The sequence below is a fragment of the Sphingomonas sp. genome, from assembly GCF_003248515.1.
Lineage (GTDB): Bacteria > Pseudomonadota > Alphaproteobacteria > Sphingomonadales > Sphingomonadaceae > Sphingomonas_I.
This window is the reverse complement of sequence record NZ_QFOB01000002.1, coordinates 241,816-265,310: the sequence shown is the minus strand read 5'-3', so window position 1 is coordinate 265,310 and position 23,495 is coordinate 241,816. Positions and strand designations below refer to the sequence as shown.

Below are 23,495 nucleotides of genomic sequence, written 5' to 3'. Positions count from 1 at the left end.
TCCAGGGTGGAACGGGCATGGCCCGGGCGGCCATGCCGGCGGCGGAGCCTATCGCGCGGTGGTGCCGGGCGTCGGACGAAGCGGAGCGCCCGCGAAGGTGGGAATACTTTCCTCGCCGCCCTTCGCCAGTGCCGAGACCGCAAAGAAATGATCGTCGATATTGGTGCGGGCGAGATCCACGCTGGTCACGTCCGCGCCGACATCGCGGCTATCCGTCCACGCCATGCCATCCGCGCGGCGCCAGCGGATGCGATAGCCGGCCGCCCCCGGAACGGCGGGCCAGCTGACTTTCGTATCGTCGCTCAGCGCGCCTGAAATCGCGGCCGATTCCGGTGCGGCGGGCGCCTCCGCCAGCCGGCGCGCGACGGCCATGTTCAGCGCCGTGACCTTCGCCAGATAGGGGAAATCGACGAACTCGATCGTATCGCCATAGCGACGGCCATTTTCGGTGCGCACCGTCTGGTGCTGGCGATCATAATTCTCCGTCGCCTCGGTGAAGCGGACGGCGGGCAGGCCGGCCTCCAGGAACGGGGTCTGATCGCCGCCGCGCTGGAAACGATCGGGACGGCGGATCGCCAGCGCCTCCAGCCCGATGCCGGGATCTGCCGCCGCCGTCGCCACGACGACCTTGGCGAGCGCGCGCGAGGGGCTGTCATCCTCCTCGCCGGTCTGGCGCTGCAACCGGGGATCGCCGAGGAAGCGTATGCCTTCCGAGAAGACGCGCACCTTATCGTCGACATGTTCGCCGCCGATGCCGTGCGTATTGCCCACGATATCGTTGTTGAGCACGGCCGCGACCTTCCAGCCGCGCGCCTTCGCCGTATCGGCCAGCAGCTTGCCGCCCCACAGACCCTGCTCCTCGCCCGACAGCAGGGCATAGACGATGGTGCCGGCGAACTTCTCGCGCGAGAGCAAGCGGGCCGTTTCCATCACGAGCGCGCTGCCCGAGGCATCGTCATTGGCGCCGGGGGCATCGGTGGCGATATCCATCACATCGTTCACGCGGCTGTCGATATGGCCCTGCACGATCACCACGCGATCGGGATCGCCCGTGCCCTTCTGGATCGCGATCACATCCTCCACCCGCACGCCATCGGGCGCGCGGGGCCCCGTGAACATATCGCCGATCGTTTCCACCGCGAGACAGCCGCCGCACGCTTTGGAATAGCTTTCGAAGCGGCCCGCCGCCCAGCGCCGCGCCGCGCCGATGCCGCGCTTCGGATCGGTGGTGGTGGAAAGCGTGTGGCGCGTGCCGAAGCCGACGAGCGAGGCGATCGTGGCACGCAGGGCGGCCGGATCGGGCTGCGCCGGGGCGGCCGCGACGAGAAGGGAGGATGCGGCGAGGAGAAAGACGGCTTTTTTCATGCGCCGGAACCTGCTGGCCTGCGCCATGTGTTGCAACCCGAATCGGAAGGGAGAATGACGATGGCCGAAACCACCGACGTGATTGATCGGGCGGAGCGAAGCCGCTTCGAGCTTGTGATCGACGGCCATATCGCGTTCGCCGCCTATCATCGCGACGGCAACGTCCTGACCTTCACCCACACGATCGTGCCACAGGCCCTGGCCGGACAGGGCATGGGATCGAAGCTGATCGGCGGCGCGCTGGCGCAGGTGCGCGCGCGGGGCGAGACGATCGTGGCGCAATGTTCGTTCGTGGCGGCCTATCTCGCCAAGCATCCCGAACAGGCCGATCTGATTTCCGGCTGACAGGCGGCTTGCCGGGGCGCGCCCTCCCCGCTATCAGCCCGCTTCCCCTCGAGAGAGCCGGCGCTTCGAGAAGCGATGGCCCGATGGCGGAGTGGTTACGCAGAGGACTGCAAATCCTTGCACGCCGGTTCGATTCCGGCTCGGGCCTCCAACTCTCTCGATGCACGCCGTGCCGCTGGCCCCGCGGGTGGGGCGACGCCGGACAAGCGGATTTCCGGAAGCGGCGCAGGCCCGCGCCGATGAGGCACGGGCTCCGCCTTCGTCCCCTCAGAGTTCGCCGATAATCTCGTGCAGCGCGCCGATGCAGTCCGCGCCCATCCGCATCGATCGCTCGGCCGACCAGCCGAATTCCGGATCGGGCAGCCCGTCATTGTCCTTGAAGGGCATTTCCAGCGTCATCGAAACGGCGCCGAACCGATTGGCGACCTGATTGGTCGACATGGTGAGGTTGGCCGATCCCGGCCGGGCCACCGCATAGCCATGCTCGATCTGGAAATCGGGCGAGCGGCGCGCGAGCGTCTCGCGATAGCGCAGGTAAAGGGCGCCCTGCTGGTCCGTCCAGTTGGGGATCCCCTCGAATCCTGCGACGAAGACGTAGGGAATCGCCTCGTCTCCATGCACGTCCATCGCGAAATCGACGCCGGTCTCGTCCATCCGGTTGCGCACGGCCAGCACTTCGGGACTGCGCTCGGGCGTGGGCGCATGCCATTCGCGGTTGAGGTTCACGCCCGCCGCGTTGGTGCGCAGATGGCCCCGGCGGGAGCCATCGGGATTCATGTTGGGCACGATATGGAAGGTCGCGGCGCGGCGCAGGGCGCGTGCGGCCGGATCATGCGGATCCGTCAGCTTCTCCAGCGCGCCCTCCATCCACCATTCGGCCATCGTCTCGCCGGGATGCTGGCGGGCATAAAGCCATACCTGCTTGCCGCCTTCGCCTAGCGTGAGGCAGTCCATCTCCTGCCCATCGAGCGTGAGGCCGAGCGAGCGATAGGATACGCCCGGCCGCGCGGAGATGCGCGCCACCAGATCATGGTGCCGCTCCATCGAATAAGGCGCGAAATAGGCGATCCATAGAGTGTCGCTTTCTGGCGTGGGGCGGATGGTGAGCACGCCGTCGCGATATTCGGTCTCCGCGAGCCGCCAGTGAACCCTGTCGGCGGAGATGCGCGCGGAATAGCCGGGCCAGCCCAGCGGATAGGCCGATCCGGCGCCGTTCAGGATCCGCAGCTCGATCGGCCGCCCGGCCGCGCCCGTCAGGCGGAAATAAAACCATTGATAGAAATCGCTGCCGCCATCGGCGACGATTTCCAGATCGAAGCGATCCCCCTGGGCGGCGACGACGCGAATATTGCCGGCATCGAAATCGGCCGAGATGCGCGCGCTCATTTCACGGTGATCGTGCGGCCGGAGACACCGGGGAAATCCCGGAAAACGGCCGAGGCGAGCATCTTCACCGTGGTCGCGGGATCGGCGGCGGCGGAGCCCGCCGGCGCGGCGGTCTCGGCCCGGCCTTCCCAGATGACCGTGCCCTCCGAGCGGCGCTTGATCTGAACCGCAAGGCGCGTGACCACGATCTCGTTCGAGCGCTTCTTGCCGATCGGGAAGCTGATGCCGAGGCCCACGCCCCCGCCATAGCTGCCGGTAGAGCCGCCCAGCCCGACCGATACCGGCGAACGCTGCGCCAGCGTCTCGCGCGAGCCGCGCTCGACGGAGATTACCGCCACCTGCTCCGATTGCTTGAGGCCGGGTGCCTCTGTGAAGCCGATTCGCGCGAGTTCGGCGCCGACGATCGAGGCATAGGTCTGATATTCCAGGCTGCCTCGATCGGCCGGCACCAGCGGCTCCACCGCAATCTCCCCGCGCGCGATCGGCTCGCCTAGGTGGAAACGCGTCACGCGGCTGGTGGGCGTGGTGGCACAACCGGCCAGGGCGAGAAGGGCGGCAAAGGCGGCAAGCGGCTTCAGGTGCATCGAAAAATCTCCCTGCGCAGCTGGTAGAAGCGCCATATCGGAGGTGCAACGTCCCACCCGTGGAAATCGCTGCATCGGATCGTCGCCGCGCTTTTCCTTGACTCTCGGCGCGCCTCTACCTAACGGACGCCTCTCTTTCGACAATCCAGACCAAGCAGGCAGTAACCGGGCCATGAAGATCCGCAATTCGCTCAAGTCGCTCAAGGACCGGCACCGGGACAACCGTGTGATCCGCCGTCGCGGCCGCACCTACGTCATCAACAAGACGAATCGCCGCTTCAAGGCCCGCCAGGGCTGATCCGGCTTTCGGCTGAGTGAAACGGCCGCGCGGGCAATCGCGCGGCCGTTTTCGCGCGTCCGGAGAAGATCGATGGAAGAGACGGCCGCGCCCCTCCTCCTGAAGATTTGCGGAATGCCGAAGGGCTGGAGGTGAAGAAAGCGGCAGGCGCAGGCCCGCACGGGTGCGCCCGCCGCCATCCCCATCCTCAATCGCGATAGCCGTCCAGTTCCTTGCCGGTCAGCCGCTGGACGTGGAGCACATTGGTGGAGCCCGGCGTTCCGAACGGCACGCCCGCCATGATGACGATTCGCTCACCGGCCTTGGCGAGACCGTGGCGCAGCGCCATGCGCTTGGCCTTGCCCACCATTTCCTCGAAGCTCGCCACATCACGCGTCTGCACGGCATGCGCGCCCCACAGCAGCCCCATGCGCCGCGCCGTCTGCAGCTTCGGCGTCAGCACCAGCACGGGCACGGACGGACGATCGCGCGCGATGCGGCGCGCGGACGAACCGGAAAGCGTGAAGCAGATGATCGCGCTGGCCGAGATGGTATCCGCGATGCCGCGCGCGGCCAGGCTCAGCGCGTCGGCCGTGGTCGCATCCGGCAGCGTCTCCGTGAAATGGAGGCGCGCGGCATAGCCCGGATCGTTTTCCACCGCCTTGGCGATGCTATCCATCATCGCGACCGATTCCACCGGCCAGGCGCCGGCCGCGCTTTCCGCCGAGAGCATCACCGCATCCGCGCCATCATAGATGGCGGTGGCGACGTCGGAGACTTCGGCCCGCGTGGGCGTGGGCGACAGAATCATCGATTCCAGCATCTGGGTGGCAACCACCACCGGACGCCCCATCGCGCGCGCGGCGGCGACGATCTGCTTCTGCACCAGCGGCACCTGCTGCGGCGGGCATTCCACGCCCAGATCGCCACGCGCGACCATCACCGCATCGGCCAGTTCCAGAATCCCGTCCAGCCGCTCCACCGCGGCCGGCTTCTCGATCTTGGCGAGCAGCATCGCCTTGCCGCCGATCAGGCGGCGCGCCTCGGCCACATCCTCCGGCCGCTGCACGAAGGACAGGGCGATCCAGTCCGCCCCCTCCTCCAGCGCGAAATCCAGATCGCGGCGATCCTTCTCCGTCAACGCCGCCATCGGCAGCACGACATCGGGCACGTTCAGGCCCTTCGAATTGGAGAGCGCGCCACCGACCTCGACGCGCGTGACGATCTTCTCCGGCGAGACGGACAATGCGCGCAGCACCAGCTTGCCATCATCCAGCAGCAGCCGCGCGCCGACCTCCAGCGCCTGGAAGATTTCGGGATGCGGCAACCGCACGCGCGCCGCATCGCCGGGAATATCCTCGCGATCGAGCACGAATTCCGCGCCCGTCTCCAGCATCACGCGGCCTTCCTCGAACCGGCCGACGCGGAGCTTGGGCCCCTGCAGATCGAACAGGATCGTGGTGGCGCGCTTGAGATCCTTTTCCAGCTCGCGGATCGCGGCGATCAGCGGCTTCTTATCCTCATGGCCGCCATGGCTCATGTTGATGCGGAACGTATCGGCACCGGCGAGCATCAGCGCGCGGATCATTTCAGGAGAGCTGGAAGCAGGACCCAGCGTCGCGACAACGCGCACCTTGCGTCCCCGGGGAGCGATCTGGCTCGGCATGGACATTTTCTCTTTCTGTGAGCGGCGGCGGCCTTATGCCCTGCTCACGCGGCGATGCAACCTCGCGGCACGCCCCGGCAACGTGATTTAACGCAGTTCGGCGCGAGGCCCGAGAAAAGCGAAATGGAGGGGTTGCGCGGCCCAAAACATCTGCTATCAGCCCCGCTCCCCGGGGGGCACAGCCCTCCTCCAACGCCGCGAGCGGGCGTAGCTCAGGGGTAGAGCACGACCTTGCCAAGGTCGGGGTCGAGGGTTCGAATCCCTTCGCCCGCTCCAGCGTTTCCCGAAGTGTCAGATACACTTAACCGCTTTGCGGTACGGGAATCCGCGTGTCCGGAACATGGCCGGACAACGATCAGCCTTCCATCCACGCCGCACCGCGTCATGGTTCCGGCTCCGTGCTGGTATTCACGGAAAAGGGGGACCTCCACCTCCCGATCGACCCGCTAGCAGCCCCCGTCCCGGCAATCCGCACAGGCCGCGAAGTGCCGGTTTTGCCGCACTGCGGCGCCTTGCCAGTTGGCCCCGGTTGGCGTACGCGCGACCCACCAGCCCAGGCCGGTTGACAAGGCCGGTCGGTGGCACCGCATCCGCCTTCGTGCGCTTCATGGCATTGGGAACAAGATGAGCCTTTACCTGGATTACCTGGCCGAAATCGAAAGCAGAGCACAGCAGGGGCTCTCTCCCAAGCCGATCGACGACGGCAAGCTGCTCAGCGAGATCATCGCCCTGATCCAGGATGCCGGCAGCGAGCATCGCGCCGAAGCGCTCAAATTCTTCATCTACAACACGCTGCCCGGCACCACGAGCGCCGCCGCCGTGAAGGCGGCCTTCCTGAAGCAGATCATCCTCGGCGAAGCGATCGTTCCGGAAATCACGCCCGCCTTCTCGCTCGAACTGCTGTCCCACATGAAGGGCGGCCCTTCGGTCGAGGTGCTGCTGGATATCGCGCTTGGCGACGATGCCGCCATCGCCGCGCAGGCGGGCGACGTTCTGAAGACCCAGGTGTTCCTCTATGACGCCGACCTGTTCCGCCTGCGCGACGCCTATGCGGCGGGCAATGAGGTAGCGAAGGCGGTGCTGGAAAGCTACGCCAAGGCGGAATTCTTCACCAAGCTCCCGGATGTGGAAGACGAGATCAAGGTCGTCACCTTCATCGCCGGAGAGGGCGATATCTCGACCGATCTGCTCTCGCCCGGCAACCAGGCGCATTCGCGCTCGGACCGCGAACTGCACGGGCAGTGCATGATCTCGCCCGAGGCGCAGAAGCAGATCGTGGCGCTCAAGGCGCAGCATCCCGACAAGCGCGTGATGATGATCGCCGAAAAGGGCACGATGGGCGTCGGCTCCTCGCGCATGTCCGGCGTGAACAATGTGGCGCTGTGGACCGGCAAGCAGCAGAGCCCCTACGTTCCCTTCGTCAATTACGCGCCTGTCGTGGCGGGCACGAACGGCATCTCGCCGATCTTCGCGACCACCGTGGACGTGACCGGCGGCATCGGCATCAACCTGAAGAACTGGGTCAAGATGAACGGCCCGGACGGCAAGCCGATCCTGAACAATGATGGCAATCCAGTGCTGGAGGAGAAATTCTCGGTCGAAACCGGCACGATCCTGAAGATCGACGTGAAGGGCAAGAAGCTGACCGACGAGGCCGGCAACGAGCTGGTCGATGTCGCCGCCGCCTTCACCCCGCAGAAGATGGAGTTCATGAAGGCGGGCAGTTCCTATGCCATCGTCTTCGGCAAGAAGCTCCAGACCTTCGCCGCCGAGACGCTGGGCATCGAGCCGACGCCGGTCTTCGCCCCGAACAAGGAAATCACGGTCGAGGGCCAGGGCCTGACTGCGGTGGAAAAGATCTTCAACCGCAATGCCGTGGGCGTGACGCCGGGCAAGGTGCTGCATGCCGGCTCCGACGTGCGCGTGAAGGTGAACATCGTCGGATCGCAGGACACGACCGGCCTGATGACGGCGCAGGAACTGGAGGCGATGGCCGCCACCGTCATCTCGCCGCTGGTGGACGGCGCCTACCAATCCGGCTGCCACACCGCTTCCGTGTGGGACAAGAAGGCGCAGGCCAACATCCCGAAGCTCATGTCTTTCATGAACAATTTCGGCCTGATCACCGCGCGCGATCCCAAGGGCGTCTATCATGCGATGACGGATGTGATCCACAAGGTGCTGAACGACATCACCGTGGACGACTGGGCGATCATCATCGGCGGCGACAGCCACACCCGCATGTCCAAGGGCGTGGCCTTCGGCGCGGATTCGGGCACGGTCGCGCTGGCGCTGGCCACGGGCGAGGCGACCATGCCAATCCCGCAATCGGTGAAGGTGACCTTCAAGGGCCGCATGCAGCCGCACATGGATTTCCGCGATGTCGTCCATGCCACCCAGGCGCAGATGCTCAAGCAGTGCGGTGACAATGTCTTCCAGGGCCGCATCATCGAAGTGCATATCGGCACGCTGCTGGCGGATCAGGCCTTCACCTTCACCGACTGGACAGCGGAGATGAAGGCCAAGGCCTCGATCTGCATTTCGGACAACGAGACGCTGATCGGATCGCTGGAAATCGCCAAGGCGCGCATCCAGATCATGATCGACAAGGGCATGGAGAATGCGGCGGGCACGCTGAAGGGCCTGATCGCCAAGGCCGATGCCCGCATCGCCGAGATCCGCTCCGGCACGAAGCCTGCGCTCGCGCCCGATCCCAACGCCAAATATTTCGCCGAGGTGGTCGTGGATCTCGACGTGATCGACGAGCCGATGATCGCGGATCCGGACGTGAACAACCCCGACGTATCCAAGCGCTACACGCACGACACGATCCGCCCGGTTTCCTATTATGGCGGCACCAAGAAGGTGGATCTCGGCTTCGTCGGATCGTGCATGGTGCACAAGGGCGATATGAAGATCATCGCCCAGATGTTCCGCAACATCGAGAAGGCCGAGGGCAAGGTGGAATTCAAGGCGCCGCTCGTCGTGGCGCCTCCGACCTACAATATCGTCGACGAGCTCAAGGCCGAGGGCGACTGGGAGATCCTGCGGAAATATTCGGGCTTCGAGTTTGACGACGTGCACCCGAAGACGGCCAACCGGACCGCTTACGAAAATATGCTCTATCTGGAGCGTCCGGGCTGCAACCTGTGCATGGGCAATCAGGAGAAGGCCGAGAAGGGCGACACCGTTCTCGCCACCTCCACCCGCCTGTTCCAGGGCCGCGTGGTCGAGGATACGGCCGAGAAGAAGGGTGAATCGCTGCTGGCCTCGACCCCGGTGGTGGTTCTCTCGACGATCCTCGGCCGCACGCCGAGCGCCGACGAATATAAGAGCGCCGTCGCGGGGATCGACCTGACCAAGTTCGCGCCGCCCAAGGCGGCCTGAGGCCGAAAACCCCGTTCGCTCCCCGCGCGGGGAGCGAACGGGGCTCTGCCGAAGCAATAAAGCGGCGGCCGGGCGCGGCATGGGCGGTTCGCCCGTGCCACTCTGGCGGGCCGCCCCCCCCTTCCGCCGAACCCGGACGCCATACCGGCTATCGATCCTGTGAAGGAACGGGGCGGCGCTCCGCCGGGCCAAAGCGATCCTCGAGGCCATTCCCGGACGGCAGGAACTCCGCCCGCTTCGCCATCGCTTTAGATGGCGGCTTCCCCGGCGCGGGCGATCGCGCGGCGGGCGATGCTTTCCGCGAACATCGGCGTTTCGCGGCGATTATGATCGCCGCCGGCGGATTGACGCGCCGCGGCGGCATCCTCGAACGCGATGCCATGCACTTCGAGGAAGGCCATGAAGGCATCGGTGGGTCGGGCGGTGACGCGGTTGGTGTAGCGGGTGCGGCCCCCGCCGGCATCTTCCGCGATCAGTTCCCAGAGCACATTGACCTGGGTGCGGCCATTGGCGGTGAATACATCCGAAATCGAGTTCATCCGCACGTAGCTCGGCGTCGCCTCGTCGGCGACATAATGCTGGACCACGAGGCCGGTGCCGATCATCTCCACGTTGATCGACATGCGCCGGCCATCATCGGTCGTCGTGGTGCCGGCCGCGATATGATCGGGCACGCAGCAGCGCTGATATTCCGCTTCCGGAAGGGTGAACAGCCATTCGGCGATGTCGATCTGCGCCAGCGGCACATCGATCTCGTGCGAATAAGCGGACTGGGACAGGATCTGGTCGAGGATCTTCACGGTCATTCTCCTTGATTTCGGCGGCGCGGGGCGGCGCTCCGATGGGCAGGGAATGCCTCGACAGGGGGGCGATGATAACGCACGCTCATTCGCAAACGGCTTTGCGATTTCGGCAAAGATGGAGTGCATATGAGGGATCCCCGCTTCGCCGAGCATCTGGCGGTGTTCGTCGAGGTGGTGCGCCACGGCAGCTTTTCGGGCGCGGCACGGCGTCGCGGGCAGACACCCTCGGCCATCGTGCGCCAGATCGACGCGCTGGAACATTCGCTCGGCGTGCCGCTGCTGATCCGCTCCACGCGTGCCCTGACGATGACGGACGCGGGCGAACGCCTGCACGAGCGGGCACAGCCGCTCTTGGACCAGCTGATCGACACGCATGCCGAAATCGCGGCATTCGATGGAGCGATCGCGGGCACATTCCGGCTGGCCTGCTTTCCCACCTTCGGCAAACGCTATGTGATCCCCGCGCTGGAGAGGGTGATGGCCGATCATCCGGGGCTGGCGGTCGAACTGGATCTGACGGAGCGTCTGGCGGATCCCGTGCGGGAGCGACTGGATGCCGTCATCCGCATCGGCCGGCTCGCCGACAGCACGCTGATCGCCTCGAAGCTCGCCGATCAGCGCCGGTTGCTGGTGGCGAGCCCAGGCTATCTCGAGCGCGCCGGCCGCCCGGAGACATTGGCCGAGTTGGCTGGCCACCGCCTGATCGACAAGCTCCACGGTGCCGATCTGCTCGGTTGGGGGGACATCGCCGCCAGGCCCGGCGGCGCGGCCGCGATTGCGCAAGCCATATTCCGTTGCGACGATTTCGAGGCGATGCGGCTGGCGTGTCTTGCCGGCATCGGCATCGCCTTCCTTCCCGACTGGGTGGTCGGACATGACGTGCAGGCAGGCAGGCTGGAACGGCTGGGGCCTGGCGGCGAACATTGGAATGCGACGCCTACGGGCGTATGGCTGCTGCGCGCGCTCGCCCAGCCTTCCGCCTGCCTGCGCATCATCAGCGCGGCCCTGCGCGAGGCGATCGGCGATCCGCCCGTCTGGGGCGGGACAGAACCGCGCCAGACGGCTTTCGAAGCGGGCCGAATGCCATGCCGGCCCGGAGATCGCGCCACGCCGAATGACCGAAGCGGTTGATCCGGCGAACCGGATCGAAAGCCCGCCTAAAGACCGCCGAACACGAAATTCGAAGCCGTGAACGAGGACAATTGCTTGTTCTGCACCGTCACGCTGTTGTTCGCATCCAGCGCGATCACGGTATCGCCGCCGACCATCGATGCATGCGCCATCACATCCGCAAAGGAGCCGAACGTGCCCGCGGCGAAGGAGATGACATCGCTGCCGAACGTGAAATCCGTGATGGTGTCGTGGCCGAAGCCGGTGCGGAAACCGAACGTGTCGGAACCGCCGCGCCCGGTCAGCACATTATTGGCTCCGTTGCCGATCAGCACGTTATCCTGACTGTTGCCGAGCGCATTGATCGCATTGGATCCGGTCAGCTCCAGCGCCTCGATGAACTGTCCGGCAAGATCGAAGCCGATCGAGGAATAGACCTTGTCATTCCCATACCCCTGATATTCGATCACCTGATCGCCGACATTATCGACATAGTAGGTATCATCCCCGGCACCGCCGCTCATGATATCGGCACCCGCCATCCCGTTCATCACGTTATTTCCGTAGTTTCCGTTGATGATATTGTTCTGGGCGTTTCCGGTGGCGTCGATATTCAAGGAGCCGGTGAGCGTGAGTGTTTCGACGAATTGCTGGAACAGACTATAGCTGACACTGGAATAAATGGTGTCGTTGCCGGCGCCCTGCGCCTCGATCACCTTGTCGCCGATATTGTCCACATAATAGGTGTCGTCGCCCAGGCCGCCGATCATGGTTTCGGCGCCACCATAGCCGGCGAGAACATTGTTCCCGGCATTGCCGGTCAATAATTCAGCGTCGCCCCCTGCAAAAACATCGATATTGTCGGTGCCGACCAGCGTGACCGCCTCGATCGACTGATTCACAACGTTGATGCTCACCGATGCCTGGACGCTGTCATATCCCTGGCCCGCAACCTCCAGAACGGCATCCTGCGCGTTATCGACATAATAGATGTCGTTGCCCTTGCCGCCGGCCATGATGTCCGCCCCGGCCATGCCGTTCAGCACGTTATTGCCATCATTGCCGTTGAGGCGGTTCGCCTGCGCATTGCCGGTCGCATCGATATTCGCGGTGCCGACCAGCGTCAGCGTTTCCACGAACTGCTGGAAGAGGCTGTAGCTGACGGTGGAATAGATCGTGTCGTTCCCCGGCTCCTGATATTCGAACACCTTGTCGCCGGGATCATCCACATAATAGGTGTCGTCGCCCAAACCGCCCGACATCAGATCCGCGCCCGGCCCGCCATAGATCTGATCATTGCCGCCAAAGCCGTTGATCACATCATCGCCGGCAAGGCCGAAGATGCTATCGTCGCCCGAGGTGCCATCCATCGGCCCGCCGATATCGTTGCCCGGCGTACCCGTCTGTCCGGCGACGAAGGTGCCCGCCGTGAAATCAGCCACCATCAGCGTCGTGGGCGCGGTCGCTCCCGTGAAGGCCAGCACCAGATCGGTCGCGTCCAGCTGGCGATTGTCGTTCAGATCGCCGATCAGATAAGTGGTCGATCCATCCCGGTACGACCAGAATTGCGAGAAGCCCGAACCGATATCTTCCCCACCGAGATGCGCGCCGGCCGTGAGCGTGAACCCCGACGCCACATCGCCACGAAGCATGGCCGGCCGGAGACCATAAGCGGAGGCCGCATATTCGAGATCGATGCGGTCACCCTCGGCCCGATTGAAATCGGTCACGACATCGAGGAAGCCCAGCGTCGAGATATAATGCGCGGAATCGTAAAGCCGCAGGGCGAACGTGTCCGCTCCGCTGCCGCCGGTCATCGTATCGCTGCCGCCGTCGCCACGGAGCCGGTCATTGCCTGCCCCGCCTTCCAGCACGTCATCGTCCTCGCCGCCCAGCAGGGTATCATTGCCGGCGCCACCCCGCAGCGTATCGGCATCTAGCCAGCCGACCAGATAATCGTCGCCGTCGCCGCCATCGAGCAGATCGGCACCCTTGCTGCCGTTCAGCAGATCGTCGCCCGCTTCTCCATAAAGCTGATTGGTCACTCCGGCCGCATCGTCACCCGCCCAGAGGTGATCGTTGCCATCACCGCCGTATAGCGTGTCCTCGCCCGCACCTCCGTAAAGCGTGTCGCCGCCGCCCAATCCCCGGATCGTATCGTTGCCCGCCAGACCATAGAGGACATCGGCCGCGTAATAGCCGTCGGCCCCGGTCATCACGTCGTCGCCCATCGTCCCGGTGACCAGGCCGAAACTGTTATAGACGAAATCGCTGGCAACGAGCGTTTCGGGCGCCATTGCCCCCGTCAGCGCGATCACGGTATCCGTCGCGTCGAGGATGTAATTGCCGTTCAGATCGCCGATCAGATAGGTCGTCGATCCCTCGCGATAGGACCAGTAGGACCGGACATCCGTATAATGATCCGCATCGGTCAGCTGGGCCCCAAGCGTAAGCGAGAAACCCGCGCCCAATTCACCGAAAAAGCCTGATCTGCCGACATCGTAATAGGTGTTGATGATGCGGACATCGAGGAGATCATGCTCCGCGCGATTGAAATCCGTAATCGTGGCGGGCGCCGAAAAGTGCCCGCTGGAGGAAATGTTGGAACCCGTGACGAAAACGTCCGCGCCCGCGCCCCCTGTCAGCGTGGCGCCATCGTAGAGCAGATCGGAGCCGGCGCCGCCCTCCAGCACCGCATCCTTGCCGCCATAAAGGCGATCATCCCCGTCCCCGCCGCGCAGCGTATCCGCGCCGCCGCCGCCATAGATGGCGTCGTCGTCGGCACCGCCATCGAGGAGATCCGCCCCGGCCGTACCGTACAGGATATCATCGCCCGCCTCGCCATAAACCTGATCGTAGGCGCCGGCGGGCACGCCGGTCACGGGATCGTACAGCGCCGAGCCCGCATACAGAATATCGTTGCCGGCGCCGCCATGAATGATGTCGATGCCGCTTTCGCCGAAGATCGTATCCTGGGAATCGCCACCGTTCAGCGTATCGCTGCCGGCGCCGCCATGGATGATATTCGCGCCCGCTCCGCCATCGACGATATCGTCGCCATCGCCTGCGTAGATGGTGTCATTCCCGGCAAAGCCGTTGATCACGTCATTCCCGCCGAAACCGTAGATCAGATCGTTGCCCGACGTGCCATCCATCTGGCCGCCGACATCATCCCCCTCCGTGCCCAGCCGCAACCCCGAGGTGAAGGAGCCGGCAACGAAATCATCGTTCGTGAGGACGGCAGGCACGTCCGGCCCGTCCACGGCCAGCACGAAATCTGTCGCATCCAGCACGCGATTGTCGTTCAGGTCCCCGATGAAATAGGTCCTCGTGCCGCTGCGGTACGACCACGTCTGCATATATCCGGAGCCGATATCCTCGCCGCCCAGATGCGCGCCGATGGTGAGCGTGAAACCCGCCTCCACCGCCCCGCGCAGCACCGCCTTGCGGTAGCCGTTATTTTCGCTGACGTACGAAAGGCTGATGCGATCCCCTTCGGCACGGCTGAAATCGGCGATCGGCGCGGCCGCCGCCAAGGCCGAAAACGATCCCAGCACCGGAACGAAGATGTCCGCCCCGGAGCCCCCGGTAAGAAGATCGCCGATCGCCCCGGCATAGAGCGTGTCGTTGCCAGCATCGCCGTAGAGGCGATCGGCCATGCCCGCCGGGGCACCTCCCCCCGCATAGATCTTGTCATCGCCGTTGCCGCCGTAGAGCGCATCGGCGCCGGTTTCTCCATAGAGCGTGTCATCGCCGTCGTCGCCGTAGAGCGTGTCGTCGCCCGCGCCTCCATGGAGCTCATCGTTGCCCGTGCCGCCATACACCACGTCATTCCCGGCGCCGCCGTCCAGGAAATCCGATTTGGTGCCGCCGCGGATCATATCCGCACCGGCTCCGGACTGGACGGTAAACCCCGTCGTCACGGCGGATCCGTCGAGCGAAAGCATGTCGCCCTGGCCCTGCGCCGTCGCGACCACATAAAAGCGGTCGACAGCCTTGGTGGTATTCGCGTCCAGCTTCAGGCGGATGGTGCTGCCGGCCTCCGCTATGAAGAACTTCACGCCCGTCACCGTATTCGGGCCGAGCACCACCTCGTCCAGATAGGTGCCACCGAGGATCAGCCGATCCTCCTGGTAGGAGAAAAGGCCGCCGCCGTTGATCCGATCCCCGGAGTCCAGCGCGGCACCGACATAGATGGTATCGGCGCCCGTGCCGCTGCCGACGACCGTATCCGACCCGCCCAGCCGGAGATCATAATAGCTGCGGCCAACCGCCGAATTGTCGAGCGTATCGTTGCCCGCGCTGCCCAGCCGGACGAGATGCAGGCCGCCGAACAGGAAATTGAGATCGGAAAGCGCGCTGAACGAGACCGATGTGAGCCGGACCGCATAGCCATTGCGGATGATGACATCGCCACCGACTTGCTCGATCCTCAGGTTCGCGGGCGCATATGCCGAGCTGAAGGAAAGAATATCGGTTGCAGGATCAAATGCGATGGGCGTTCCCGCCGACGATGCCAACGATGCGAAATCATAGGTCGCCATACTTCGCTCCCCCGGGGTCTGTCAGTTCGTTTCCCGACCTCTCGACCGATCGGAGAGAGATCTGAATCCGTCACTGCGAGAACGAAATCATGGATAACGCCATAGCATGACGGCCCGCAATCATCTTATACGGCCGCTCGAATTTTTCCGCCGAGCCGGATCGGGCGCGCCGCCGCCCTCCCCACTCCTCCGCCCGGGTGGAATCGCGTAGGGACAGGCGATGAACCCACCCGTTTCCATCCTCGTCGATGCCGATGCCTGCCCGGTTAAGGAAGAAATCTACAAGACCGCCTTCCGCCATGCGGCGCCGGTGACGATCGTGAGCAACAGTCATTTGCGGATCCCGCCCCATCCGCTGATCCGTCGCGTGGTGGTGAGCGACGGATTCGACGCCGCCGACGACTGGATCGCGGCAGAGGCCGGCCCGGCGACGATCGTGGTGACGAGCGACATCCTGCTCGCCGATCGCGGCATCAAGGCCGGCGCGACCGTGATCGCGCCGACCGGCAAGCCGTTCACCAGCGCCTCGATCGGCAGCGCGATCGCCGTGCGCGCGATCATGGCGGATCTGCGCGCGGGGGGCGAGCAACTGGGCGGACCCGCGCCTTTTTCCAAGGCGGATCGCTCGCGCTTTCTTTCCGCGCTGGACGAGGCGCTCGTCCGGCTGAAGCGGCATCCCATCGCACGCTGAGGGACATGGCGGCGGCTATAGCCATACCGGCTTTCGACGGGGAATCCCGCGCATATTCCGCGCAATGGAGGCATTCACCGGCATCGCATCCCCGACGCGCCACACGCGTTGGACGATCGGAAACGGGGCATCTACAAGGGCGGGCGGTGCAGCAACTTCTTTCCTTCTTCGATATTTCCCTGGTCCTGCCCTTCATCGCCGTAGGCTTCGCCGCCCAGCTTGTGGATGGCGCGCTGGGCATGGCCTTCGGCGTGATATCCAGCACATTGCTCATCAGCCTGGGCCTGCCGCCGGCGGCCGCATCCGCCAGCGTGCATGTGGTGGAGACGTTCACCACCGCCGCCTCCGGCATCAGCCATATCGCCCACCGCAATGTCGATTGGCGGATGTTCCTGCGGCTGGTGATCCCCGCCATGATCGGCGGCGCGCTGGGCGCCTATGTGCTGAGTTCGGTGAGCGCCGCGACGGCGCGGCCGGTGATCCTCGCCTACCTTCTCTGCATCGGCTGTTACCTGATCTGGCGCGGCCTGCTGTATCCGCCGCGCGAGCGCACGCCGAGGATCATCGAGCCGCTCGGTCTGATCGGCGGCTTTCTCGATGCGGCGGGCGGTGGCGGCTACGGCCCCGTCGTGACGAGCAACCTGCTGGTGCAGGGCGGCAGCCCGCGCCGCGTGATTGGCACGGTGAACACATCGGAATTCTTCCTCACCATCACCGTCTCGGCGACGTTCATCGCGGCACTCGGCCTCTCCGCCTTCACGCATGCGACGGTGGGGCTGCTGATCGGGGGGCTGGCCGCCGCCCCTTTCGGCGCGGTGATCGCGAAGCGCGTGCCGACAAAACCCCTGATGATCCTGGTCGGCACCGTGCTGATCGCCACGAGCGCCTATGGCATCTATTCGGCGCTGCGCTGAGGGCAGGTTCGGAAACGCGATGATCCGGCGCGGCGCTGCACCGGATCGCCGGGAGGCCCGATCCCACGCGCATTTTGAAACGGATTTACGATGCACGCACCGATCCGCAGGAACCGGATCGTCGCAACACGGTTCTTGTGGGTAAGGGATGGCGATCAAAGGGGCGATAGAAGGGCGGCGATGCCGCAGGCGCGGACTGCGGGCCTTGTTGCTTGCAGGCAGCTTCTGCGCGGCTTCGCTCCACGCCCAGCAGCCCCATCAGCAGCCCCAAATGTCTGCCAGCGGCAGTTCCAGCGCGCAGCCAGCGGAGCCCGCCGCGCCGCCGACGCCGGCGCTGGACGATGCCGAGTGCGACAAGGCCCTGCCGCCGATCGAGGAGACGGGCACGCCACCTGCGGAAACCGCGGCCGAGGCGCCGTCAGCCGCGCCGGAACTGGAGCAGCCTCTCCCGCCGCTCGCGACATTCGATTCCGAGCCGGCGCCGACGATCGGGGCGGAAGCCGGCGAACAATCGCGCCAGATTCCTTATACCGTGCGTGTGGAGGGTCTGAAGCCGCTGGGGCTGGAGGATCGCTTCCGCGAGCTTTCGGCCCTGCTCCATGATGGCAAGAAGGCGGCCAACGCCACCCAGATCAACGCGCGCAGCGAAGAAGATGTCGCTCTCGCCGGACAATTGATGCGCGCCGAAGGCTATCTCGACGGCAAGGCAATCGCGACGATCCCGCCATCGGCCGATCCCGCCGCATCCATTCCCGTGACGATCACGGCGACGCCCGGCACGCTCTACAAGCTGGGGGCTATCGCCGTGACCGGCTCCCCGCCCGAACCCACAGGGTTCGCGATCGAGGCGCTGCGCCTGAAGGCGGGCGAGGCGATTGCCGCCGCCCGGATCCAGGAAGCGGAGGCGCGCGTGGCGCTGCGCCTGCCGGAACAGGGCTACCCCTTCGTAAAGGTCGGCCAGCGCGACATCCTGATCGACGGTGCCACGGCGACGGGCGACTATACGCTGCCGCTCGAAGCCGGCCGCAAGGCACGCTACGGCAATCTGCGCACCGAGGGCGACCCTGTCTTTTCGCTCAGGCATCTCGCCGTTTTCCCGCGTTTCAAGGCCGGGCAGATCTACGATGCCCGGCGCGTAGACGACATGCGCCAGGCGCTGATCGGCACGGGGCTGCTCTCCACCGCATCGGTGGAGCCGGTGGCGACCGGGGAGATCCAGCCGGATGGCACCGAGACGGTGGACCTGCTGGTGCGGCAGGCGCGCGGCCCGGCGCGGACGCTTTCCGCCTCCGGCGGCTATGGCACGGGCGAGGGCATCAAGCTTACCGGTGGCTGGACCCACCGCAACTTCTTCCCGCCGGAGGGCGCGCTGATCGTGGATGCCACGGCAGGCACCCAGCTCCAGTCCGTGGCGACCACCTTCCGCCGATCCAATGCGGGCAAGCGCGACCGCACGTTCGAGGCGGGCACCACCGTCAGCCGCCAGCGCTTCGATGCCTATAATGCGGATACGGTGAGCCTCGCCGCCAGCATCTCGCGCCAGTCGACCCCGATCTGGCAGAAGAGATGGACCTATTCGATCGGCAGCGAACTGACCGTGACGCGCGAAACGCCGTTCGACCCCACCCGCGCGACGCGCCCCAAGGACACCTATTTCATCGCCGCCTTGCCGCTGCAGCTGGGCTATGACACGTCGGACAGCCTGCTGGATCCGACGCGCGGCCTGCGCATCAACACCAAGCTCAGCCCCGAGGCGCAGAAGCGCAAGGGCGGCGGCTTCGATCAATATGCACGCATGCTGGTGGAAACGAGCAGCTACAGGCAGATCACGGACAGCCTGGTGCTGGCGGGCCGCGTGCGCGTGGGATCGATCGTGGGTGCCAGCCGCAACGATATCGCGCCTTCGCGCAGGCTCTATTCGGGCGGCGGCGGATCGGTGCGCGGCTTCGGCTATCAGCAGCTCGGCCCCAAGGACGGCAACAACGATCCGATCGGCGGCCGATCGCTCACCGAATTCGCCGTCGAGGCACGCTATCGCTTCGGCAATTACGGGATCGTGCCTTTCTTCGACGGCGGCCGCGTGGGCGAGAAGAGCACGCCATCCATCAGCGGCATGCGCTACGGCGTGGGCATAGGCGCGCGTTACTATACCAATTTCGGCCCGTTCCGCATCGACGTGGCGACGCCGCTGGGGCGCAAGCCGGGTGAATCGAAGATCGGCGTCTATATCTCTATCGGGCAGGCCTTCTGATGGCCCGCAAGATCCTGAAATGGACGGGCATCGGCATGGCCGGCCTCGTCGCGCTGGTGGGCCTGCTCCTGCTGGTGCTGGATACGGCGCCCGGCAAGAGGCTGATCGCCAACCAGCTGGCCGGATTCAGCACGGCATCCGGCCTGAACTTCCGCATCGCCCGGATCACCGGATCGATCTACGGGCGGATGGTGCTGCGCGGGGTGGAGGTGCGCGACACGAAGGGCGCCTTCATCACCGTGCCGGAGCTGACCGTGGACTGGCGCCCCTTCGCCTATGCCCATTCCAGGATCGACGTGCGCGAATTCGATACGCCGCTGATGATCGTCGCGCGCAATCCCGTGCTGAAGGAGGTGCCGTCCGACCTGGACGCGCCGCTGCTGCCCGATATCGATCTGTCGCTGAGGAAGCTGCGCATCGGCCGCCTCATCATCCAGCCGCCCGTGACGGGCCAGCGCCATGTCGTGCGCATCGCCGGCTCGGCCGAGATTGCGGACGGGCGCGCGCAGCTGAATGTCGATGCGGCCGCCCTGCGCGCCGCCGGCATTGCGGGCGGCGACAGGCTGCACCTGATGCTGGATGCGCGGCCGGACGCCAATCGCTTCGCGCTCGATGCACGACTGGATGCGCCCCGGGGCGGCCTGCTCGACAGCTATGCGAAGCTCGGCAAGCCACTGATGCTGAAGGCGGACGGCAGCGGTGACTGGGCCGACTGGAAGGGGCGGCTGACCGGCGCGCTGGACGGCCAGCCCCTCGCCGCGCTGGACGTGAACGGGCGCAACGGCACTTTCCACACGACAGGCGCGATCCGCCCCGGCCTGATCCTGACCGGCCCCGCCGCGCGGCTGACCGATCCGGCGATCCGGCTGGACCTGACCACCGCGATCGCCAAGCGCCGGATCGACACGAAGCTTGCCGCGCGATCCGACGCGCTGGCGCTCGACGCGGCGGGGCTGATCGATCTGGGAGAGAGCCGGCTCGGCGATTTCCGTATCAACGCCACCCTGCTGAAGCCGGGTGCGATCGCCCCCAACGTCGCCGCGCGCGATCTGCGCCTTTCCGCCACGCTGGACGGCGCCTTCGCCACGCCGACGATCGATTACCGGATCACCGCGCAGGCGATCGGCTTCGACACGACGATGGTGCAGGGCCTCGCCGCCGAGGGCAAGGCGACGATCAGCACGGAACGCATCCTCGTGCCCATCCACGCCACCGCGCGCGCCGTGACCGGGCTCAACGCGGCGGCGGGCGGCCTTCTGACCAACCTGAAGCTGGACGGCGACATCGCCTATCAGGACGGCAAGGTGGCGAGCGACAATCTGCGCGTCCGTTCCGATCGCATCGATGCGACCGCGATCATCCTCGCCGATCTGGCGAAAGGCACCTACACCGGCGCGCTCAAGGGCCGGATCAACGATTACACCATCGACGGCATCGGCCGCATCAATCTGGTGACCGATGCGGAGCTGGTGCCCGGCATCGGCGGCGGCTTTGCCGTGAAGGGCAAGGTGCGGATCGCGACGCGGCAACTGACCAATGCCAGCCTGCGCGATCAGCTTGGCGGCAATGCGATCATCACCGCCGATATCGGCTATGATCTGGCGGGCGGCGCAACCCTGCGGAACCTGCGAATGGCCGCCCCCCGACTGCGGATCACGCGCGGCGACGGCTTCTATCGGCCGGACGGGCGCATCGGCTTCACAGGCGCGGCCCAGTCGCAGGCCTATGGCCCGGTGACGGTGGCGGTTTCCGGTACGGTGGCGAAGCCCGTCGCGCGCCTGCGCGCGCCACGCCCCGGCCTGGGCGCGAACATCACCGATCTGGAAGCGACGCTCACGGGCACGGGGCGCGGCTATCGCGTGCGCGCCGGCGGCCAATCGGATTACGGCCCCTTTTCGGGCGACGTGATGATCAACATGGGCGCCGGCCCGATGAGCTTCGACATCATCTCCGCCGTGTTCGCCGACATACGCTTCGCCGGCCATGTCGCGCAGACGCCCGCCGGCCCGTTCGCGGGCACGCTGACGATGACGGGCGCGGGCCTCAACGGATCCGTGCGCCTCGCGGCGGCCGGATCCGTGCAGCGCGCCGATTTCGACCTGCGCGCCAATGCCGCACGCGTGCCCGGCACCACGCCGATCACGATCGGCAGCGGCACGATCCACGCATCCCTGCTGATGACGGCGGACGCGCCGACCGTGACCGGCAATTTCGCCTTCGCCGACATTCGCAGTGGCCAGCTTCAGGTGGCGCGGGCACAGGGCAGGATCGATTATCGCGGCGGACAGGGGAAGATCGCGCTGATCGCAAAGGGCGGACAGGCCGGAGCCCCCTTCGACATCGCCGCGCAGGCCGCGCTTTCGCCCGAACGCATCGTCGCCAATCTGCGCGGCACGCTGAACGGCGTCGCCGTCAGCCTCGTCCGCCCCGCCGTCATCACAAAGGCGGCCGTCGGCTGGACGCTCGCCCCCGCCACTTTCGTACTGCCGCAGGGGCAGGTGGATATTGCCGGAAGCTATGGCGAGCATAGCGCCCTGCAGGCCAGGCTGCGTGCGCTGGACCTTTCGATCATCAACGCCTTCGTTCCGGGGCTTGGCCTGGGCGGCAAGGCGAGCGGGACGATCGATTATGCCGCCAAGGGCACCGTGCCCGACCTGCGCGCACGGATCGACATCGCCCGCTTCACGCGCACAGCATCGCTGGTCGTATCCCAGCCGGTGGATATCGCCCTGCTGGGCACGCTGAACGAGACGGGCGGCGATGCGCGCGCGCTGATCCGGCGCGGCGGCGCGGTGGTCGGCCGGGTGCAGGCGCGCCTCGCCCCGCTGGGCGAAGGGGCGAGCCTGAGCGAAAGGCTGTTCGCAGCACCGCTTTCCGGCGGCATACGCTATAATGGCCCGGCCGAGATATTGTGGACGCTCACCGGCATCGCCAAGCAGGAGATTTCCGGCAATATCGCGATCGGCGCGGATCTCGGCGGCCGGCTGGACCAGCCGACCGTGACCGGCCTCATTCGCGCCAATGCGCTGCGCTATGAGAATGAGGCGTTCGGAACGGTGCTTTCGGCCATGGCGATCGACGGCCGCTTCACCCAATCCGAACTGCTGCTCAATCGCCTGACCGCCAAGGCCGGGCAAGGCAGCGTTTCCGCCAGCGGCCGGATCGGGCTGGATGCGGCGAGCGGCTTCCCGATCGACGTGACCGCCAAGCTGGATCGCGCCCATCTGGCCGAAGGCGACGATCTGGACGCCATCGCATCGGGCACGATCCGGATCACGAACAGCAAGGCGGCCGGCGGCCTGATCCAGGGCGACATCAACATCCCCGAGGCGCGTTACCAGATCGTGCGCCAGGGCGCGGCCGCCGTGCCGGAGCTGACGGGTATCCGCCGCAAGGGGGCGCCACCCGCCGCAGCGAACGACGCCGCGACGCTGCCGAGCAACTGGAAGCTGGACATCCGCATCCGCGCCGACAACCAGATTTTCGTGGGCGGCATGGGGCTGGAGGCCGAATGGCGCACCAACATGCGCATCACCGGCACCTCCAACGCGCCCAATATCGTGGGCAAGCTGGAAGTGGTGCGCGGCACCTACAGCTTCGCCGGCCGCCGCTTCGACATCGATCACGGCATCGTCACCTTCCAGGGCGGGATGCTGAATCCCGAGCTGGATATCGAGGCGACGACCACCGTGGACAGCGTGACGGCGACGATCACGATCAGCGGCAATGCGCAGGCGCCCCGCATCGCCTTCACCTCGACGCCCACATTGCCGCAGGACGAGGTGCTTTCGCGCCTTCTGTTCGGCTCCTCCGTCACCTCGCTTTCGCCGACGCAGGCGATCCAGCTGGCGGCGGCGCTCAATTCGCTGCGCGGATCCGGCGGCGGGCTCAATCCGCTGGGCAAGCTGCGTTCGGCGGCGGGCGTGGATCGCCTGCGCGTGCTGGGCGCGGACGAGGCCGCCGGGCGCGGCACCGCGCTGGCGGCGGGCAAATATATCAGCAACAACATCTATGTTGAGATCGTGACCGACGCGCGCGGCTTCACCGCCACGCAGCTGGAAATCTCGCTCTCGCGGGCGCTGAGCCTGCTGAGCCAGACCGGCTCGTTCGGCGGATCGAACGTGAGCCTGCGCTACAAGAAGAATTATTGAGGCGCGAGAGTGGCGGCCCGC

The 23,495-nt window shown here is 65.9% G+C and carries 14 protein-coding genes and 2 tRNA genes; 10 read left to right on the top strand and 6 right to left on the bottom strand.

Translation table 11 applies throughout. The annotated features are described in order from the left end of the window. Window positions 1–48: 48 nt before the first annotated feature. On the bottom strand, window positions 49–1,365 hold the full coding sequence (locus DI605_RS04435) for a M28 family peptidase (protein WP_293969628.1): 1,317 nt from the start codon (window positions 1,363–1,365) through the stop codon (window positions 49–51). Between the two features lie 60 nt (window positions 1,366–1,425). Here DI605_RS04435 and DI605_RS04430 point away from each other — a divergent pair, with 60 nt between their 5' ends. Then, window positions 1,426–1,710 (top strand): GNAT family N-acetyltransferase, encoded by a 285-nt coding sequence (locus DI605_RS04430; RefSeq protein ID WP_293969625.1) that lies wholly within the window; start codon window positions 1,426–1,428, stop codon window positions 1,708–1,710. Between the two features lie 77 nt (window positions 1,711–1,787). Next, window positions 1,788–1,861, top strand: a tRNA-Cys gene (locus tag DI605_RS04425). Between the two features lie 116 nt (window positions 1,862–1,977). On the opposite strand, the gene DI605_RS04420 is transcribed toward DI605_RS04425, so the two are convergent. Both DI605_RS04420 and DI605_RS04415 read right to left on the bottom strand, forming a co-directional pair. Next, window positions 1,978–3,096 carry a M14-type cytosolic carboxypeptidase gene (locus DI605_RS04420; protein WP_293969623.1) on the bottom strand — a complete coding sequence of 373 codons (1,119 nt, stop codon included), beginning with the start codon at window positions 3,094–3,096 and terminating at the stop codon, window positions 1,978–1,980. Next, the gene (locus tag DI605_RS04415; protein ID WP_293969620.1) at window positions 3,093–3,680 is read right to left on the bottom strand and encodes a DUF4136 domain-containing protein; all 588 of its coding nucleotides are present in this window, start codon (window positions 3,678–3,680) and stop codon (window positions 3,093–3,095) included. Before DI605_RS04415 ends, DI605_RS04420 begins: the two co-directional genes overlap by 4 nt. Window positions 3,681–3,852: 172 nt before the next feature. Here DI605_RS04415 and ykgO point away from each other — a divergent pair, with 172 nt between their 5' ends. Further along, entirely contained in the window at window positions 3,853–3,978 is a 126-nt protein-coding gene (gene ykgO, locus DI605_RS04410; RefSeq protein ID WP_003046794.1) for a type B 50S ribosomal protein L36, read from the top strand. 187 nt (window positions 3,979–4,165) lie between these two features. Here ykgO and pyk read toward each other — a convergent pair whose 3' ends face one another. Continuing rightward, window positions 4,166–5,623, bottom strand: a complete 1,458-nt coding sequence (pyk, locus tag DI605_RS04405; RefSeq protein ID WP_293969617.1) for a pyruvate kinase — start codon at window positions 5,621–5,623, stop codon at window positions 4,166–4,168. A gap of 201 nt (window positions 5,624–5,824) precedes the next feature. Between pyk and DI605_RS04400 the strand changes: the two genes are divergently transcribed. Continuing rightward, window positions 5,825–5,899, top strand: a tRNA-Gly gene (locus DI605_RS04400). Between the two features lie 348 nt (window positions 5,900–6,247). Further along, the gene (locus tag DI605_RS04395; protein WP_293969614.1) at window positions 6,248–9,010 is read left to right on the top strand and encodes a bifunctional aconitate hydratase 2/2-methylisocitrate dehydratase; all 2,763 of its coding nucleotides are present in this window, start codon (window positions 6,248–6,250) and stop codon (window positions 9,008–9,010) included. Window positions 9,011–9,258: 248 nt separating this feature from the next. On the opposite strand, the gene DI605_RS04390 is transcribed toward DI605_RS04395, so the two are convergent. Further along, window positions 9,259–9,816, bottom strand: coding sequence for a hypothetical protein (locus DI605_RS04390; RefSeq protein WP_293969611.1), 558 nt, complete (start codon window positions 9,814–9,816; stop codon window positions 9,259–9,261). A gap of 123 nt (window positions 9,817–9,939) precedes the next feature. Here DI605_RS04390 and DI605_RS04385 point away from each other — a divergent pair, with 123 nt between their 5' ends. Then, complete coding sequence (locus DI605_RS04385; protein WP_293969608.1) at window positions 9,940–10,944, top strand: LysR family transcriptional regulator; 1,005 nt, start codon at window positions 9,940–9,942, stop codon at window positions 10,942–10,944. 26 nt (window positions 10,945–10,970) lie between these two features. On the opposite strand, the gene DI605_RS04380 is transcribed toward DI605_RS04385, so the two are convergent. Beyond that, window positions 10,971–15,467, bottom strand: coding sequence for a calcium-binding protein (locus tag DI605_RS04380; protein WP_293969605.1), 4,497 nt, complete (start codon window positions 15,465–15,467; stop codon window positions 10,971–10,973). A gap of 220 nt (window positions 15,468–15,687) precedes the next feature. On the opposite strand from DI605_RS04380, the gene DI605_RS04375 reads away from it, so the two are divergent. From DI605_RS04375 to DI605_RS04360, 4 genes are all read left to right on the top strand, one after another. Further along, window positions 15,688–16,158, top strand: coding sequence for a YaiI/YqxD family protein (locus tag DI605_RS04375; RefSeq protein ID WP_293969602.1), 471 nt, complete (start codon window positions 15,688–15,690; stop codon window positions 16,156–16,158). A gap of 146 nt (window positions 16,159–16,304) precedes the next feature. After that, window positions 16,305–17,072, top strand: a complete 768-nt coding sequence (locus DI605_RS04370) for a sulfite exporter TauE/SafE family protein (RefSeq protein ID WP_293969599.1) — start codon at window positions 16,305–16,307, stop codon at window positions 17,070–17,072. 271 nt (window positions 17,073–17,343) lie between these two features. Next, the gene (locus tag DI605_RS04365) at window positions 17,344–19,323 is read left to right on the top strand and encodes an autotransporter assembly complex family protein (protein ID WP_293969596.1); all 1,980 of its coding nucleotides are present in this window, start codon (window positions 17,344–17,346) and stop codon (window positions 19,321–19,323) included. Next, window positions 19,323–23,474: a translocation/assembly module TamB domain-containing protein gene (locus tag DI605_RS04360; protein ID WP_293969593.1), complete on the top strand. Its 4,152-nt coding sequence runs from the start codon at window positions 19,323–19,325 to the stop codon at window positions 23,472–23,474. The genes DI605_RS04365 and DI605_RS04360 overlap by 1 nt, the downstream gene beginning before the upstream one ends. Window positions 23,475–23,495: the final 21 nt, after the last annotated feature.